14 protein-coding genes are annotated in these 18,052 nt (G+C 60.9%); 4 read left to right on the top strand and 10 right to left on the bottom strand.

Annotation, left to right across the window (positions count from 1 at the left end):
- Nucleotides 1-96 precede the first annotated feature (96 nt).
- The 7 genes from AC07OV_RS29745 to puuE form a co-directional block, all read right to left on the bottom strand.
- Nucleotides 97-882, bottom strand: coding sequence for an outer membrane protein OmpK (locus tag AC07OV_RS29745; protein ID WP_495093557.1), 786 nt, complete (start codon nt 880-882; stop codon nt 97-99).
- A gap of 436 nt (nt 883-1,318) precedes the next feature.
- Nucleotides 1,319-2,665 carry a nucleobase:cation symporter-2 family protein gene (locus AC07OV_RS29740; protein WP_176998058.1) on the bottom strand — a complete coding sequence of 449 codons (1,347 nt, stop codon included), beginning with the start codon at nt 2,663-2,665 and terminating at the stop codon, nt 1,319-1,321.
- A 225-nt stretch (nt 2,666-2,890) separates the two neighbouring features.
- A complete protein-coding gene (locus AC07OV_RS29735) occupies nt 2,891-4,195 on the bottom strand; it encodes a urate hydroxylase PuuD (RefSeq protein ID WP_457406417.1) in 1,305 nt (434 codons plus the stop codon).
- 51 nt (nt 4,196-4,246) lie between these two features.
- Nucleotides 4,247-4,750, bottom strand: a complete 504-nt coding sequence (locus AC07OV_RS29730) for an ureidoglycolate lyase (protein WP_016976354.1) — start codon at nt 4,748-4,750, stop codon at nt 4,247-4,249.
- A 120-nt stretch (nt 4,751-4,870) separates the two neighbouring features.
- Nucleotides 4,871-5,866, bottom strand: a complete 996-nt coding sequence (alc, locus tag AC07OV_RS29725; protein WP_056786303.1) for an allantoicase — start codon at nt 5,864-5,866, stop codon at nt 4,871-4,873.
- Nucleotides 5,867-5,946: 80 nt separating this feature from the next.
- Nucleotides 5,947-6,462, bottom strand: coding sequence for a 2-oxo-4-hydroxy-4-carboxy-5-ureidoimidazoline decarboxylase (gene uraD / locus AC07OV_RS29720; RefSeq protein WP_176998060.1), 516 nt, complete (start codon nt 6,460-6,462; stop codon nt 5,947-5,949).
- Nucleotides 6,459-7,385 (bottom strand): allantoinase PuuE, encoded by a 927-nt coding sequence (gene puuE, locus AC07OV_RS29715; protein ID WP_494998881.1) that lies wholly within the window; start codon nt 7,383-7,385, stop codon nt 6,459-6,461. Before puuE ends, uraD begins: the two co-directional genes overlap by 4 nt.
- Nucleotides 7,386-7,814: 429 nt before the next feature.
- On the opposite strand from puuE, the gene uraH reads away from it, so the two are divergent.
- Both uraH and AC07OV_RS29705 read left to right on the top strand, forming a co-directional pair.
- Nucleotides 7,815-8,168, top strand: a complete 354-nt coding sequence (gene uraH / locus AC07OV_RS29710) for a hydroxyisourate hydrolase (protein WP_176998062.1) — start codon at nt 7,815-7,817, stop codon at nt 8,166-8,168.
- A 145-nt stretch (nt 8,169-8,313) separates the two neighbouring features.
- A complete protein-coding gene (locus tag AC07OV_RS29705; protein ID WP_495093556.1) occupies nt 8,314-13,491 on the top strand; it encodes a dermonecrotic toxin domain-containing protein in 5,178 nt (1,725 codons plus the stop codon).
- On the opposite strand, the gene AC07OV_RS29700 is transcribed toward AC07OV_RS29705, so the two are convergent.
- From AC07OV_RS29700 to AC07OV_RS29690, 3 genes are all read right to left on the bottom strand, one after another.
- Nucleotides 13,430-14,056: a LysE family translocator gene (locus tag AC07OV_RS29700; RefSeq protein WP_494998879.1), complete on the bottom strand. Its 627-nt coding sequence runs from the start codon at nt 14,054-14,056 to the stop codon at nt 13,430-13,432. The genes AC07OV_RS29705 and AC07OV_RS29700 overlap by 62 nt on opposite strands.
- Before the next feature lie 11 nt (nt 14,057-14,067).
- A complete protein-coding gene (locus tag AC07OV_RS29695; protein WP_495093555.1) occupies nt 14,068-15,414 on the bottom strand; it encodes an NCS2 family permease in 1,347 nt (448 codons plus the stop codon).
- 193 nt (nt 15,415-15,607) lie between these two features.
- Entirely contained in the window at nt 15,608-16,048 is a 441-nt protein-coding gene (locus AC07OV_RS29690) for a MarR family winged helix-turn-helix transcriptional regulator (RefSeq protein ID WP_495093554.1), read from the bottom strand.
- 81 nt (nt 16,049-16,129) lie between these two features.
- On the opposite strand from AC07OV_RS29690, the gene AC07OV_RS29685 reads away from it, so the two are divergent.
- Entirely contained in the window at nt 16,130-17,296 is a 1,167-nt protein-coding gene (locus AC07OV_RS29685) for an aminotransferase-like domain-containing protein (protein WP_495093553.1), read from the top strand.
- Nucleotides 17,297-17,306: 10 nt separating this feature from the next.
- Nucleotides 17,307-17,909, top strand: a complete 603-nt coding sequence (locus tag AC07OV_RS29680) for a glutathione S-transferase family protein (RefSeq protein WP_494998877.1) — start codon at nt 17,307-17,309, stop codon at nt 17,907-17,909.
- The last annotated feature ends 143 nt before the right edge of the window (nt 17,910-18,052 follow it).

Below are 18,052 nucleotides of genomic sequence, written 5' to 3'. Positions count from 1 at the left end.
CCCCCCCCCCCCCCCCCCCCCCCCCCCCCCCCCCCCCCCCCCCCCCCCCCCCCCCCCCCCCCCCCCCCCCCCACAGGAGGCGGGTGTGGTCAGCCTTTAGAAGTGGTATTTGACCAGCAGGCTCGCGGTGTCCTGGTTGGTCTTGAATGCGCCCGAATCTTCGATCCCGTACTTGTTCTTCCAGTAGTCATACTCGATACCCACGTACAACTTCTTGTCACCCCAATGCAGCGCCTTGCCCAAGTCATATTTGATCTGTGGGTTGAAGTGCAGGTTGGCGTGGTAGGTGCCACGGGACGTCTTGTCGTTATCCACGACCCAGTCCATGAAGCCGTCGATCAGCACGTTGGAGTCGCCCACCGGAATGGTGTAGGACCACACAGGCGTGATCTGCCAAACGTTGTCACCCGGGCGATTGCCTTCGGTCTGGCGCTGGTAGAAGTTCAACTGGAAGTAGTCGAAACCCGGGACGTTCAAGTCAAAACCCGGGCCTACCAGGTACGACTCATTGTCACCTTCGCCGAACTCGTAGGTGAACGCCAGCAGCACATCTTTGATTGGGCCAAACGACAGGTCCTTATCGAAAATCTTGCCGAACGAAAGGCGTGGGCTGAACTCGCCGTAGTACGTACTTGGGCCAACGTTGCCGTCTTCCTTGCCGTTGTAAAAGATGCGGTCGACGAACAGGAAGTTGTCGCCGTATTTCCAGGCATCAGCATGTTCGAACGTAACGGTCTGTTGGATCTGCGGGTTGACGGTGAAGTTCTTGCCCCACAAGTAAGTCAGGCTGTTGTTCTGCCACTGCAACAAGTCACCGGCCACGGCTTGGCCACCGGCCAGCAGGGATCCCGCCAGCATCAGGCCTTTGAACATAGGTTTCATTCGGTTGCTCCCGAGTTAAAGTTTTATGGTTTTTCTTCTACGCAGGCGCTCTGATGTGGCGCCTTTTGGTTCGCTGCAAAAATCGTCTGTTTGGTCAGCTTTAGTGCTTTTAGCAAGACCTGCGCCAAGGTATTTAAAAAGCCAAAAAATCCCCGTCGGCTGCATGAGATGCAGTCGATCCGGAGGACTTTTTGCGTAGGTTGGCCGCAGACAACAGGCCGGGATAAGTTGGCCCTGCAGTCAGCTTTTACATCTGCTGTTTTTTTTTGAGTCGATTCGAGCGGGCGCGGAGAATACTGGCTCCCAGGCCTGGGCTCAAGTGCGCTGTAACAGAGCGCGTGGGGCGAGAATGGGGCGCGGCTTGTGGCCGGCCCCAGGTGGGGGGTATGCATGCTTGTCTTCCCGTTTCGTTATTGTTTTTGTGCGAACGAAGGAATCAATGCGTGTGGGCAACGGCAGGTCGTTCAGAACCACCGAGAATGTTGAACAGGATATTCAGCGACAACGCGCTGAGGGTGGCCATGGCGATGCCACTGTGGGTAATCGGGCTCATCCACAGCGGCAGCTGCGCGAAGAATTCCGGGCGTACCACGGGGATCAGGCCCATGCCGATGCTCACCGCCACCAGCAACTGGTTGCGGCGGTCGGCGATGTCGGCTTCTTGCAGGATCTTGATCCCGGTGGCCGCTACCATGCCGAACATCGCAATCGCCGCGCCGCCCAGCACCGCCGGTGGAATCGACGCGACCAGGTAGGCCGCCTTGGGCAGCAGGCTCAGTACGATAAGGAACACCCCGGCCATGATCGTCACCGAGCGGCAACGCACGCCGGTCATCTGCACCAGGCCGATGTTCTGGGCGAACGAGGAATGGGTGAAAGTGTTGAAAAAACCGGCGAAGAACGACGCGCCGGCATCGCACAGCAGGCCACGGCGCAGCATCTTCGGCGTCACGTCCTGGCCGGTGATCTTGCCCAGCGCCAGGAACATCCCGGTGGACTCGACGAAGATGATCACCACCACCAGGCACATCGACAGGATGGGGGCCAGCTCGAACTTGGGCATGCCGAAGTGCAGCGGCGTCACTACTTGCACCCAGGGCGCCATCGCCAGGCCGCTGAGGTCAACCATGCCGAGCGCACCGCACAGAGCGTAGCCCAGGCCCATACCGATCAGCACCGAGATATTCACCCAGAAGCCGCGCATGAAACGGTTGATCAGCAGGATGGTGGCCAGTACCAGTGCGGCAATGGCCAGGTAGATCGGCGAGCCGAAGGTGGCAGCCGCGCTGCCGCCGCCCGCCCAGTTGACGGCCACTGGAAACAACGACAGGCCGATGGCGGTAATCACCGTGCCAGTCACCAATGGTGGAAAGAAGCGCACCACCTTGGACATGAACGGTGCGATCAACATACCGAAGAACCCGGCGGCGATGGTCGCGCCGAAGATCCCCTGCAGGCCGATGCCGGGCATGCCGGCCATGGCCACCATGCTGCCGACGGCGGCGAAACTGGCGCCCATCATCACCGGCATGCGAATGCCCACCGGGCCGATGCCGAACGACTGCACCATGGTGGCGATGCCGGCCACGAGCAGGTCGGCGTTGATCAGGAAAGCGATTTCTTCACGGCTCAGACCTGCGGCCTGGCCAATAATCAGGGGCACGGCGACGGCGCCGCCGTACATCAGCAAGACGTGTTGCAGGCCTACCAGAATCAGTTGCAAGAGGGGCAGCCGCACCATGGCGGGCGCGGCAGGAATCTGCGGTTCGGCTAACTCGGTCATGCAACACCTCGGATCTTTTTTATTGTTGTGTTGTTTGGCATTCAATTGCCGGGTGGAACTCAATCTTCAAACTTGCACGGTGCCAACTGTGGGAGCTGTTTTATGTGGGAGCTGGCTTGCCTGCGATAGCATCACCTCGGTACACCTGATGCACCGAGGTGCCTGCATCGCAGGCAAGCCAGCTCCCACACAAACCCGCTCCAACATTGGATCTGCGTGGATCAATTAATTGGTACGCGCCCCCTGGTTGATCCAGGTGCCAATCAAATCCCGCTCCTGCTGGGTCATCTGGGTGATGTTGCCCAGCGGCATGATCTGGCTGGCCACGGCCTGCGCTTGAATGCGCGCCGCCTGCTGCTGGATCTGCGCCGGGGTGTCGAACATCACCCCGGCCGGCGCGGTGCTGAACAGCGGGCTGGTCGGCTTGGCCGAGTGGCACACGGCGCAGCGTTCCTGGATCACACCGTGCACCTTGTCGAAATCAATCGTGGCCTGGGCCGGGGCAGCGGGGGCAGCAGCCGGTTCGGCAGGTGCGGCGGGAGCGGCCGGTTTCAAGCCACCACCCAACGCCGTTTCCGGCAGCGGTTGGTACTCGATGGCGGCAGGTGCCTTGGCCACGTCCGGTGCGGTCGACACCGGTTTCGGGCCGGTCACGTAGGCCAGGCAAATCATCGCCAACGCGCCGACGGGCAACGTCCACGCATATTTCTGGCTGTCATGACGGGTGTTGAAGTAGTGACGCACCAACACCGCAGCCACGGCGATACCGGCCAGGATCAGCCAGTTGTACTGGCTGCCGTAGGTACTCGGGAAGTGGTTGCTGATCATGATGAACAGCACCGGCAGGGTGAAGTAGTTGTTGTGACGCGAACGCAGCAAGCCTTTGGCCGGCAGCGCCGGGTCTGGCGTGCGGTTCTCGGCGATCGCCGCCACCAGGGCGCGTTGCGCCGGCATGATGATGCGGAACACGTTGCCCACCATGATGGTGCCGATCACCGCACCCACGTGCAGGTAGGCGCCACGGCCGCTGAACACCTTGCTGAAGCCATAGGCCGCCGCAATCAACAGCACAAACAGGATGAAGCCGAGCAGGGCAGGGCGTTTGCCCAGGGCCGAGTCGCACAGGAAGGAGTAGATGAACCAGCCGGCGAACAGCGAGCCGATGCCCAGCAATACGCCTTCAGGCCCACTGAGGCTGCTGCCCGGGGCGAGCAGATACAGGGTGGGGTTGGAGTAGAACACCACGCACAGCAGTGCGATCCCCGACATCCAGGTGAAATAGGCTTCCCATTTGAACCAGTGCAGGTTGTCCGGCATGGTCGGCGGGGCCAGTTTGTATTTTTCCAGGTGGTAGATACCGCCACCGTGGATCGCCCACAAGTCACCGGCCAGGCCGTCCTTGGGGTTGACGCGATTGAGGTTGTTTTCCAGCCAGACGAAATAGAAGGAAGCGCCGATCCACGCGACGCCAGTGATCATGTGAACCCAGCGCACGCTCAGGTTCAGCCATTCCAACAGATGTGCTTCCACAGTCTTTACCTCTCGCCTGTCACCCTTGTTGTCGGGTGATCAGACCTTCTCTTATTGGTGGGGGGCGAGGATCAACCGCTCATCCTCTTTGAAAAAATGCTCATCGCAGTTATTGCCTGTGCCACTGCGATCAACCACCAGGAAGTCATCCCGCTTTTCGATCGTCAGCACCGGGTGGTGCCAGACGCCGCGATGGTAATTAATGCCCTGCCTGCCGTTGGTAACGAAGGCGCGGACCAAGCCCGATACAGGTTCATCGCCAAGTGGCGCGACCACGATCAGAAAGGGGTTGCCGAGCAGCGGAATGAAAGCCTGGCTGCCCAGCGGGTGTCGTTCCAGCATGCACACGGTCAGTGGCATGTCCTGCGCGTCGGCGCGGAAGATGCTGATGATCGCATTGTCCTCAGGCTTGGCGGTTTCCACCGTGGCCAGTTTATGGAAGCGCATGGTCGACCCGTTGTTGATCATGAAGTGATCGCTGCCATCGGTTTCGATAACGTCTCCGAAAGGGGCGAAGGCTTCTTTGGTCAGGGGTTCGATCACGAGTGTGCGCATGGCTGTCTTCTTATCCGAATTCTGTGTTGTTTGATCTATCGTCATCGCAGGCAAGCCAGCTCCCACAGGAGAATGCATTCCAAATGTGGGAGCGGGTTTACCCGCGATTGGGTTCACCGCTTACTTGGCGACTTTGCCGAGTACACGCAGGCGGCTCACACCCCCATCCGGGAACACGTTCAGGCGGATGTGGGTGATGGGGCCCAGCGCCTTGATCTGCTCGGCGAAGGTGTGTTCAGCGTGCATTTCCAGTTTCTGCGCCGGCAGCAGTTCGCGCCAGAACAGCGATTGGGTTTCGATCTGGCTGTCGGTGCCGCCCTTCACGAACGCGCCCTGGATTGAGCAAGTGTCCGGGTAGTTGCCCTTGAAGTGCAGGGTGTCGACGATGATCTTCTCGATCTCGCCCGGGTGGCCCAGGGCGACGATCACCCAGTCATTGCCAGGCGTGCGACGACGTGCGGTTTCCCAGCCGTCGCCCATGTTGATGCCACGGCCCGGGTTGAGGATGTTGCTCATGCGGCCGAAGTGTTCGTCGGAGCACGCCAGGGCACGGCCGCCGTTCAATGCAGCCGCCAGGTCGACCTGTTCGTTGTCGCCCACCGAGGACCAGTCGCGGAACGGCACACCGTACACACGCAGACGGGCCACGCCGCCATCCGGGTAGATGTTGAAACGCAGGTGGCTGAACGCCTGGTCGTTGTTGATCTCGTGGTAGTGGTGGCTGTTGCCTTGCAGCTCGACGGCCGACAGCACTTCCACCCACTGGGTGTTGGCGTCTGGCTCGCCCGAGGCCAGGAAGCAGGCTTCCAGGGAGGCCGACGGCGGGAAGTTGCCGGTGAAGAATGAAGTGTCGATGTCCACGCCTTTGATCGAGCCCGGTACGCCCAGGCGGATCACGGCGCTGTCGTAGCCTTCGAAGCGCTTGCGGCGCGATTCCCAGCCGTCCATCCACTTGCCGTTGTCATCGAAAACGCCCTCCTTCCACACGGCCGGGGTCGGCTGGAACAGGCGGTTGGCGTCGGCAAACCAGTCATCGGTCACGGAGATGATCTTGGTGCCCAGGCGGGCGTCGGCGAGGTTGACGAACTTCTCGAAAGGTACGGCGTAAGCTTTCATTCTTCTTGTCTGCCTTAAATAGAGTGGCTTGGGATGCTCACCAGGCCCTGGGTGCTCATGAACACTCGGGCGAGGGTTGCTTAAAGAGTCAGTAAACGGAACAACGCGATCTTGTTGATCTCGGCCAGTGCGCATTTGAACTCGGTGTCGACCGAGTTGTGAATGCGCGTTTCGAACGCGGCAAGGATCTGATGCCGGTTGCTGCCTTTTACCGCCATGATGAAGGGAAACTTGAACTTGGCCTTGTAGGCATCGTTCAGCTCGGTGAAGCGAGAAAACTCTTCGGCCGTGCATTGGTGAATCCCCGCGCCAGCCTGTTCATCGGTGCTGGCTTGGGTCAGTTGGCCCTGGACGGCCGCTTTGCCCGCCAGGTCCGGGTGAGCGTTGATCAGGGCCAGCTGACTGGTGTGATCGGCGCTCAACAGGATGTCGCTCATGCGTTGGTGCAGGGTTTCGATCTCGTCGATCGAAGGGTCCTGGCCCAGGTCAAAGGCCTTTTCGGCCACCCATGGCGAGTGTTCGTAGATGTCGGCGAAGGCCTGGACGAATGCGTCGCGGCTCAAGGTCGAGGGTTTAAGCGTGTGGAACGCAGTCATTTCGCCGCTCCCGTGTACGGGTGGGTTTCGTGCCAGTGACGGGCAATGTCCACTCGGCGAGTGAACCAGACGTGCTCGTGACCTTTGACGTATTCAATAAAACGCTTCAACGATGCCAGGCGCGCCGGGCGGCCGATCAGGCGGCAGTGCAGGCCGATGGAGAGCATCTTCGGTGCCTCGGCGCCTTCAGCGTAGAGCACGTCGAACGCGTCCTTGAGGTACTCGAAGAAGTCGTCGCCCTTGTTGAAGCCCTGCACCTGGGTGAAGCGCATGTCGTTGGTGTCCAGGGTGTAAGGGATCACCAGGTGCGGCTTGCCAGTAGGGTTGTTGGGCTCCCAGTAGGGCAGGTCGTCGTCGTAGGTGTCGCAATCGTAAAGGAAGCCTCCTTCCTCCATCACCAGCCGGCGCGTGTTGGGGCCGGTGCGGCCGGTGTACCAGCCCAGTGGGCGTTCGCCGGTCAGTTCGGTGAGGATGCGGATGGCTTCGAGCATGTGCTCGCGCTCCTGGGCCTCGTCCATGTACTGGTAGTCGATCCAGCGGTAGCCGTGGCTGCAAATCTCGTGGCCGGCTTCGACCATCGCGCGGATCACGTCCGGGTGACGCTGGGCGGCCATGGCCACGGCGAAGATGGTCAGCGGGATATCGAATGCTTTGAACAGCTTGAGGATGCGCCACACGCCGGCACGGCTGCCGTATTCGTACAGCGATTCCATGCTCATGTTGCGCGCGCCTTGCAGCGGCTGGGCCGAGACCATTTCCGAAAGGAAGGCTTCGGACTCTTTGTCACCGTGCAAAATATTGCGTTCGCCGCCTTCTTCGTAATTGAGTACGAAAGACAGCGCAACGCGTGCCTTGCCCGGCCAGTGGGGGTGAGGAGGGTTACTGCCGTAACCGATCAGGTCGCGTGGGTAGTCAGCGCTCACTGCAGTCTTCCTTCTTGTTCGTGATCATTCATGTGGCGGCCGGGCAGTGAAATGACTGGGTGGCGTCACAGCGATGAGTGATTGTATACAACTTATTGCCAACTTTGTAAGCCTGCATTTCCGCATTTTTTCTGTCACACCCCACTCAAAGGCACTGCAAGAAACTTGCCTGCTTGGTCAGCTAAACCACAAAATCTTTCTACACAACACTGATTTGTAGGAGCCGGCTTGCCGGCGATTGCCTCCCAAGGGTCTATCAGGTACACCACCCGCGTCGGCAACCAGGTTTGAATGGCGCTCCGGTAATTTGTTGAATTTATTGTGTACAATTTTTTTAAAAAGTGTCTTAATCAGTCATCGCCGGCTTTTTCAATGCCCTGAAAAAGTGCGAATCTTTCTTCTACTGGCTTAAGGAGGCGCGTAGACGCCATGGGACGTTTGACCACACACGTTTTGGACGCTGCACACGGCTGCCCCGGCAGCGCCATCAAGGTTGAGCTGTACCGCGTCGAAGGCGCGCAACTGGAACTGGTTGCCACCGCCCTGACCAACAACGACGGTCGCTGCGACGCGCCCCTGCTGCAAGGTGATGACTACCGCAGCGGCGTCTACCAGCTGCAGTTCAGCGCCGGCGACTACTACCGCGCCCGTGGCGTGCAATTGCCTGAACCGGCTTTCCTGGATGTGGTGGTGCTGCGCTTCGGCATCAGCGCCGAACAGGATCACTACCATGTCCCGTTACTGATTTCGCCCTACAGCTACTCCACCTATCGCGGTAGCTAGCGTCACCTCGCTTCACACCCCCAAAGCTCTTCGTTGGATTTTTGCCCGCCCACACTGCGGGCTTTTTTTCGTCTGCCAACTATGTAGCGCACCGGCAAAGGGGGGAGTGCCTAGGCTCGGGTGTTTCAGCCTTGAAGATGCCGTCATGAGCCTAGACACACCTGATCCTATCTCGTCAGCCCTCGACTTTGATGACCCCGCCGTGACCCGGGAACAGCACCTGACGGCGATTCGCGCGCTGCTGACACGGCGGATCAATAGTGCGCGCGAGCCCAGCCGTACGATCAACCAGATTCATGCCGCCCATGAGCGGAGTGTACGCAACGCGAAACAGCTGGCGAACCTGGCGGGACGCGCACCGCGCATTCTGTCCTTCATCCGGCACGCCTTGCACCAAGCATTTGGCCTGGACCCGGACACCCTGCTATTCAGCGAACCGCCACCGCCCCGGCCGGCCCTTCACGTCAACAGCTTGACCGATCGGGCGCTGGCTTTGTTCAGTAACCCCGGCGTGCCGATCAACCTGCACCATTTCACTGCCTTGAGCGTGCAAGGCCAGTCGGCGAACGTGCCGGCATTCAATGCCTGGCAGGCATTGGAGCGTGTTCGCCAGTTGCAGCTGTTGGCGCGTGTCAATAGCGCCGCGGCGGACTACTGGCAGCAACTGGCCCCTGGCACTTGGCTTTCGCGCCGGGAGCGCTGGGTCGATTTGCGCAAGGCGTTGTTTGCCGACCAGGCCTTCTTGGCGCATCAGTTGTTCCAGGTGTCGGATGCCGGTTTCGCGATGCTTGAGCAACTGATCGACGCCCCCGACACAGAAACCCGCCAGCGCGCGGGCGGTGCCTGGGCGACAGTCTGTGTGGCGACAGTCCCGTGGCCCCATGCCGAACACGGGGTTCTGGTGATTCCAGGTGCCTTGCACATTGGCCGGGAAGGGGGGGTCGACGGGCCACAGGTCATTTACCTGCCGGGGTTGTCGCAGGGTTTTCATGAGTTCAGTTCAGGGCACCGGATGCAGGAGCAATTACCTGAGCTTGTACACCGGTCGTTATTGGGGCAATGGTGGCAGTACCTGCCACTGCGACGTCAGGCGCCTGCGCAGATGCCTGTGGGGAAAGTACTCACAAGAGACGCATTGGCCCACAGTGCGCAGGTCTTGCTGGAGGAACAATGGAATAATGAATGGGGCTGCGTGCTGTCCCTTCATTACGCCGCGCCGACTGCGCCTGAGGGCCCTTTACCAAGCCGACGGCTCGCGCGCCTGCTGCGGGTCATCGAAAAGGGTCGCAAGCGCCTGGGTAATGGCCTGCCATTCGAGACGGTTCTGGACGCTTTGCTGGAATGGGACCGCCAGCGTCGCGAGGCAGAAATCGTATTCTCTCGGCTGTCGGCCGACCTGCCGCGCAGCGCCTGCGAGCGTCAGGTGCAACGTCACGAAAGTGGCATGGAGGCGTTGCTCCAGACGCCTGGTGGCGATACGGACTACCGAGCGTTTGCAGAGCGTGAAGAACAGCGTGAGGCCCAGGCGCAGATCATCGGGCAGTTGACCCAGGCCGAGGATGGGCGTCTGTTCGACGTGGCGTTCTGGCTTGAACGGCTCGACGACAACCACAAACGCGCCACGCGGGTACTGAATGCCCAGCGCCTGGCGTTGCGCCTGGATGCGCAGCTTGACCACAGCCTTGGAATAATCAAGCAGACCCACCTGGACCGGTTGCTGGAGGTGCTCAACAAGCCACTGGCCAGCCAGCGACTGGGCAGTGACACCCGTGTGTTACGTATCGCAATCGGCAGCCAGGGCGGCTCGCGCTACCGGTTGCTGGGGGCATTCGTGGTCACCACCGCCAGGGCCGTGATCGAAACGAAACAGGTACAGCCTGTGATCCTGGTGGTGATGGGGGGCTTTGGTGGAACGGCGGTATTCGATGACCTGGAGGGCTTGTCCCAAGGGCTTCGGGCCAGCTTTGCCAGCCATGACGGCTCGGTATTGTGGCGCTGCATCCTGCGGGGTGAGCGCACCGCTGCACGCTTGGCGTTCACCCCACCGACCGTGGTGGACTACAGCATCGCCGAAAATAATGTGCTCCAGGAAGATTTCAAGGCATCGGTTGAACACTATGCGCGGTTGCGCAAACAACTGGTGGCCGGCAAGCGAGTGTTCAGTGAGGTCAGTGACACGGCCCTGGGCCAGCAATGGCTGGCTGCCGAACTGCGTGAGCACCTGCAGGTGCCGTCCAACGATGCACGAACCCTGGCGCTGGCCAACATCGATTTTGTCCGGTTTGCCGCCGAACAGGCGAAAAACCAGCCGGCCTGGCTGGCCACGGCCACCGCCGCCCAGCGCCAGGGCTACCGACGTTTGCAGCGGCGCTATGTGTCCAGTGCCCTGGCCTTCGAGGATCGGCTTTGGCAGGTCTTGCCGCCGTTGTACACCTTTGCACGCGAGCGACTGGTGATCCAACTGAAGCAGGATGGCTTTTACCCTGAGCTGGACGTGGACCAGCCTCTGTTGGATATGCCGGACGATGTCAGTGCCCAGCTCTGCGGTTGGTCGAGCCAGTGCGTGGTCGGCGACCGTCATGTCAAAATGATTTCCAGTGCGCAGCGCACCCCGTTCAGTCTTCTGGACCTGGCGTTGCACAATCTTGATGCCGAGGCGCCATGGACCAAATGGCGACTGAATCGCGCGCGATATTTGCAGCCTGCCTGGAAAGAACGTCTGAATCCGCGCTACCTGATCAAGACCCTGTCGGCACTGGACCTCGGTGGTCAGTACCATCGTTTGATCCAGCGTACGTTTGCGCCGGGCTCCAGCGCGCTCCCGCGCAGGCTGATCGACCGTGCGACCTTGCAACTGGCACAGATGCAGGCGTATTCGGCGTTGCGCCAGGGGCTGTCGGTACCGGGCAAAAACCTGTTCGATCTGGCGATGACCGCCAGCGCAGCGGATCACATCAGCCTAGGTTTCCTGCGCTTGTGTGGCCACACGCTGGAGCATGACCGACACATTGCCGGCGTGCTGGTCATCACCGATACCCTGTCCCAGCGTTGCCTGGTGTATTGGCCGGGTGCCACAGGGTACCCAGTACTCGCCGAATACAGCAGCCAGGCCGAGGCCCAGGCACATTTGAATCGGGCAGGTGCCACCGCGGACAGTATCAAGGCGTTGGCGCAGCGGGTCGCACCTGGCTGGGAAGAGGAGGCCCTGGCCAGCTATCCCGGGCAACCGGTTCAGAGGCAAAAGCACCCGGTACTGTTGACCGCCATCGGTTCCGGGGCCATTCGCGGCTATGGCGTCCTCGTGGTCTATGAGGCGATCAAACGGCTGGTGCGCACCTTCAAGATCAAGCACAAACTGCCTGGCGCAGAGCTGTCTGTCATTGAGGAGCAAATCAAGGAACAGATCGAGGCCGATCCGAGCGCCTGGCTGGTGATCGTGCCTACCTCCCACCGTAATGCCCTGGCGCTGTTCGCCCATGCGCGCATGCTGGAGATTCAGCAACGAGCCCACGCCAGTGCCAACACCCGTGCGACGCTGGCGCGCTACCGCGAGCTGCGCCTTGGCGAGCAGGCGGATGCCACGGTGCGTGGTCTTTTGTCTTTCATTCCGGTGATTGGCACGGCAGTCAGCCTGTATGAAATGTTGCTGGCTGCCGGGCGCTACCACCTCGGCGGCAAGCCCGAGGACCTTGTGGATGTGGTGTTTCTCACGCTGATGGCGTTTATCGATGTCGTGACGTCATTTCTCCCGCTTTCCCGACTCGGTGCAAGTGGGGGGCTGCGCAGGGGGCTTGGCCAGCTCCATCGTCAGGGGTTCGGGTTGAGCCGGTTGTCGTCAGCCCCGCGTCCTGTCAGGTTGCTGGAGCGCTTCAAGAAACCTTTTTCCAGCGACGCCGCCGTGCCCCTGAGCGGGCCGGGCAACAAGGGCGTGTACGTTAAAAACGGCGAGCTGCATCTGGCTGATGGCGAACACTATTACCCGGTATACCGGCGCGGGGATGAGCAGGTGTGGCGGGTGAAAAGCCCTGGCGGCGAAGCTGAGGGAGAGCTGGTGCTGCATATCCGCGAGGGCCGCGAGTGGGCGCTGGGCGCGGATGCGCCGTTGCCACCCCCACAACCCGGCCCGAGTGCGGCGGTATGGCGGCCGTTTGCCGCGTCGCACACCAGCGAGTGGCTGCCGCCGTCAGTGGGGAGGCTTGAGCAGAGCCTGTCTCAGACGATCACGGCGCCCAAGACCTTCGATGCCTGGGCGATCAACACGCCCATGACCTTGACCGAGGCTATCCCTGAACTCGGCATCTTCGAGGCGTCCGTACCACCCTCGGCGCAGGGCTACAGGGTGCTTCAGCATAACGCTCGCCACTACCGGCTGTTGCCAGATGGTTCGCAGGTGTCGCCACGTGATGTGGTGTTTATCACCCGTGACCGCCCGCTGGAACACGCGGCGTCACTGGACATTGCCTATTGGCTGGAAGCCGGGACATTCGATCAACCGATACCGGCTACGTGGGGGGCGGAGGGGCGCTGGACGTTTCATCGCCCGGTGTTCAGCGAGTCGTTGCGGGTGTCCCTGGCGCGAGCCTTTCCTGGCATGACGGCCAACAGTCGCACGTTTTTGATTGAGCGTCTGCTGGAATTATCCGACCCCAGTCGTCGTCTGACCGCTACCCATCTGCTGCGTCTGAAGGCGACCCTGGAACGGTGGCGGATGCCAAACGCAGACGGGCAAACCGACGATCTGCTCAGGTTGTTGCGGCCCCTGCACAGTACAAGCAGTGCCAGACTCTACATTGGCCGTGAGTCGACCACGCCGGGGTTTGACCGGGTGGACTTCATCCTGCGCCAATCGCCGCCTCTTGATCTGCGAGCGCCCACCCAGCACAACCTGATTCAACGGTCCCATCTGATGCAAGGCGCCGTCCGGGATATTCTCGAACAACAGGGGTTCAGCGTACAGCGTGTGGAAAAGAAACCAGGCTCAGGCGCGACCGTGGATTTCAGCTGTACCCACCCTCAGTCCAACAACCTGTATTTCGTGCTCACGCGCTGGGCCAATACCGCCAGCTTCAAATTCTATGGCGCCCATGCCATGCAGCTGACTGACGAATGGTTCAATCACCGGGCGACCACATCGAATTTTGCCGCGTCGTTTGCGCCCATCAAGCAAGCCATGGACGAAGGGAGGTTGGTCAAGATCATCGCGGGCATCCAATGGACACCCACGACGGCCCCTACAGTGTTCTTTGCGCGGTTTGGTAGCCTCAAGCCCTCAGCAAAGCCGCACCGCCGGCGCCTGCAAACAAGGCCGCGCTCACGCGATTGAACCAGCCCTGGCCTTTGCCGCTGCGCAGATAACGTGCAGCGCCGTGCGCGCTGAGGCCGTAGAACACTTTGCACAACAGGTCGAGTACGGTCCAGGTGGCGATCATGATCAGCAGTTGCGGCAGAAAGGCCTGCTCACTGTGGAGAAACTGTGGCAGGAATGCCGCAAAAAACAGGATGTCCTTGGGGTTGCTGGCACCCAGAACGAAGGCCCGCCCAAACAGCGCACGAAAGCGTGGAACCGGCGCGCTATAGGGGACTTCTGCGGCTTTGGCCGGTTGTCGCGATTGCTGCCAGCTCTGCCAGGCGAGGTAGAACAGGTACACCGCGCCGACGATCTTCAAGGCGCTGAACAGTTGTTCGGACGCCAACAGCAAGGCACCCAGGCCCAGGGCCGAGGCGCTCAGCAGAAGAATAGAGGCAGACACCCCACCGAGAAACGCTGGATACGAACGGCGCAGGCCGTAGTTGAGACTGTTGCTGATCATCAGCAGTGACAGTGGCCCCGGGATCAGGATCACCACCAATGCTGCGCCGCTGAACAGTAGCCAGGTTTCAAGGTTCATTCGTTGCTCCTTTATAGAAAGATGAATTTGGCGATGAAGATCGCGCACAGCACCCACAGGCTCACGGAAATTTCGCGGTACTTGCCGGTGCCGGTCTTGAGCGCCACGTACGTGATGAAGCCCAAGGCGATACCGTCAGCCACCGAGAACGTCAGCGGCATCATGATCGCGGTGACAATCGCCGGGATGCTGTCGGTGGCTTCATCCCAATTGATGTGCGCCATGCTCGCCATCATCAGCATTGCCACGTAGATCAGTGCACCTGCGGTGGCGTAGGCCGGGATCATGCCGGCCAGCGGGGCGAAAAACATCGCCGCCACAAACAGCACGCCCACGGTCACCGCGGTGAGCCCGGTACGACCACCGGCCGCGACACCCGCAGCACTTTCCACGTAGCTGGTCACCGGCGGCACGCCGACCATGGCACCAAACACGCTGGAGGCACTGTCGGCTTTCAAGGCGCGGGACAGGTTGTCGATGCGCCCATCGGCGTTCACCAGGCCTGCCCGCTGCGCGACGCCCATCAGTGTACCTGCAGTGTCAAACATGTGTACAAAAAGAAAGGCAAATACCACGCTGATCATGCTGATATTGAATACACCTTTTACATCCATGGCCATCCAGGTCGGTGCCAGGCTCGGTGGGGTAGAGACCATGCCGTTGTAGTGCACCAAGCCCAGCCCCCAGCCTGCGAGGGTGACGGCGATGATGCTGATGAGGATCGCGCCGAACACGCGGTGGTAGCTGAGGATGGCGATCAGCAGGAAGCACACGGCCGCCAGCAGCGGTGCGGGTTCGTGCAGCGAGCCGAGCTTGATCAAGGTCGCCGGGCTGTCGACGATGATGCCGGCGGTTTTCAGGCCGATCACGCCGAGGAACAAACCGACCCCTGCGCCCATCGCATGGCGCAGGCTGACCGGGATGCTGTTGAGCAGCCATTCACGCACCCGCGACAGCGTCAGGCCCATGAACAGCACGCCGGAAATAAACACCGCACCCAGCGCGGTTTCCCAGTGGTAGCCCATGGTGCCGACCACGGTGTAGGTGAAAAACGCGTTCAGGCCCATGCCGGGCGCCAGGCCCACGGGCCAGTTGGCATACAGGCCCATCAGCAGGCAACCCAGTGCGGCGGCGATGCAGGTGGCGACGAACGCCGCGCCGTGATCAATGCCAGCGTCGGCCATGATGTTGGGGTTGACGAAGATGATGTAGGCCATGGTGATGAAGGTGGTGAGGCCGGCGATCAGCTCGGTCTTCACTGTGGTGCCATGCAGGCTGAGTTTGAACAGGCGTTCTAACCAGCTGTTGTTGGGCGGGGCGATGTCCAGCGTCGGGGCTTCGGATTTGCGGCTTTCCACAGCGAGTACTCCTCAAGAGTTTTATTGTTATTTCCAGCGCCGGTCACAGATGTGGGCAACAGCGCTTTGAGGTGTTGGCAAGTTTTGTTGACCAATAGGTCAAGAACTCGCTCGATGTGGATTATGCTTTTGTATACAAATAAAGCAAATAATGTTTTCAGTGCGGCAGATGAATGGCCTCCGTTGACGACCGTTACACATTACGGGGGGCACACAGCGCTTGATTAACCGCCAGCCAGCCGCTGACGGCCTCTTCACCGGCATCACTGAAGGCCCGCTGCAACAACTTCACCTGCTCACGCCGCAGCGATTGCTCCAGGCGCACGCCTTCCTCACTCAATTGCAGCAGGCGTTTGCGCTTGTCGGTCTCGGACGCGACGCTGTCGACCAAGTGCATTTCCTGCAATTGGCGTAGCGGAATGTTCAGCGCCTGCTTGCTCACGCCAAGCAATTCCAGCAACTCCTTGACGCTCAAGGCCGGGTAACGCGCGATAAAAAACACGATGCGCTGGTGTACTCGGCTCAGGCCGCGGCGCTCGAGCATTTCATCGGCCTTGGCGGTAAAGGCCTGGTAGCCGAAGAAGAACGCTTCCATGGCTTCTTGCTGGCTGGCGGGATTTTTAAGGTCAAGCATATTGACGTATCCGTTGAAGTCGTCGTAATTTCGGTCAACCAGTTTGACGTATTTCCCACAGGCTTCGCTAGCGGTGACCTTATGGCCTTCTCTGAACGTGTTACGCGCCTCAAAAGCTCCTTGATCCGTGAAATCCTCGCGGCTGCCCAGCGCCCGGAAGTGATGTCGTTTGCCGGCGGCCTGCCGGCCGAGGCCATGTTGCCGGCGCTGAACTGGGACGATATGCCGTTGAACATCGGCCAATACGGCATGAGCGAAGGCGAACCGCAACTGCGCGAATTGCTCGCCGCCGAGGCGCGCGCCCTGGGTGTGCCGTGCCAGGCCAGCCAGGTGCTGGTGGTCAGTGGTTCCCAGCAAACCCTCGACCTGGCGGCCAAGCTGTACATCGACAAGGGCACGCCGATCCTGCTGGAAGGCCCGACCTACCTGGCCGCGCTGCAAATCTTCCAGCTATTCGGCGCCGACTGCCTCACGGTGCCGTTGGAAGCCGATGGTCCCGACCTGGCGGCCTTGCGTGCCAGGCTTGAGCGCCATCGCCCGGCGTTCATCTACCTGATCCCGACCTTCCAGAACCCTTCGGCCGTGCGTTACAGCGAGGCCAAGCGCGCGGCGGTCGCAGCGATGCTCGATGAGTTTGGTGTGACGCTGATCGAAGACGAGCCTTACCGCGAGCTGACCTTCGACGGCGGCAGCGCCAAACCCATCGCCGGGCGCCTGAAAAAAGCCAGCTGGATCTACACCGGCACCGTGTCCAAGACCCTGTTGCCGGGCCTGCGCGTCGGTTACCTGATCGCCAGCCCGGATCTGTTCCCGCATCTGCTCAAGCTCAAGCAGTCGGCAGACCTGCACACCAATCGTGTGGGCCAATGGCAGGCGATGCAGTGGATCGGCAGTGAAAAATACCAGCAGCATCGGGTGGAACTGCGCAGCTTTTACCGTGAACGCCGCGATGCATTCCAAGTGGCATTGGAACGTCACTTTGCGGACCTGGCCGACTGGCAAGTGCCCCAGGGCGGATTATTCTTCTGGTTGACCTTGAAACAGCCGCTGGATACCCGCACTTTGTTGGCTCCATCGCTCGATCAGGACGTCGCGTTCATGCCCGGTGAACCGTTCTTTTCCGAGCCGGATCAGCACCATGGTTCGCTGCGACTCAATTTCAGTCATATCGACCCGGCCCGCCTGGACGAAGGTCTCAAGCGTTTGGCCGCAGTGGTCCGTCAAGCACAGCACGCGCAAGCGGCATAAGGGGAGCCTCATGTACAAGGTTTATGGCGATTACAAGTCGGGCAACTGCTACAAGATCAAATTGATGCTCAACCTGCTGGGCATCCCGTATCAATGGATCGATGTCGATATCCTCAAGGGCGACACCCAGACCCCTGAGTTCCTGGCCAAGAACCCCAATGGCAAGATCCCGGTGCTGGAGCTGGAAGACGGCACGTGCCTGTGGGAATCCAACGCGATCCTCAACTTCCTGGCCGATGGAAGCGAGTTCCTGCCCAGCGAGCCGCGCCTGCGCACCCAGGTTTTGCAATGGCAGTTCTTCGAGCAGTACAGCCATGAGCCGTACATCGCGGTGGCGCGCTTCATTCAGTTTTACCTGGGGCTGCCGGAAGACCGCCTCGAGGAATACAAGAAGCTGCACAAAGGCGGCTACAAGGCGCTGAAAGTCATGGAGCGCCAGCTGCAACTGACGCCGTACCTGGTGGGCGAGCAGTTCTCCATTGCGGACGTGGCGTTGTATGCCTACACCCACGTGGCCCATGAAGGTGGTTTTGATCTGGACGCTTACCCGGGTGTGCAGGCGTGGCTGGCCCGCGTTGCCAACCACCCCAAACATGTGCCGATGCTGGACTGACCCCACAACCTGTAGGAGCCGGGTTGGGGGGGGGGGGGGGGGGGGGGGGGGGGGGGGGGGGGGGGAGGGGGGGGGGGGGGGGGGGGGGGGGGGGGGGGGGGGGGGGGGGGGGGGGGGGGGGGGGGGGGGGGGGGGGGGGGGGG

The sequence above is a fragment of the Pseudomonas sp. GW821-FHT09A09 genome, from assembly GCF_059418405.1.
The sequence above is the reverse complement of the archived record's forward strand: the minus strand, read 5'-3'. Positions and strand labels throughout refer to the sequence as shown.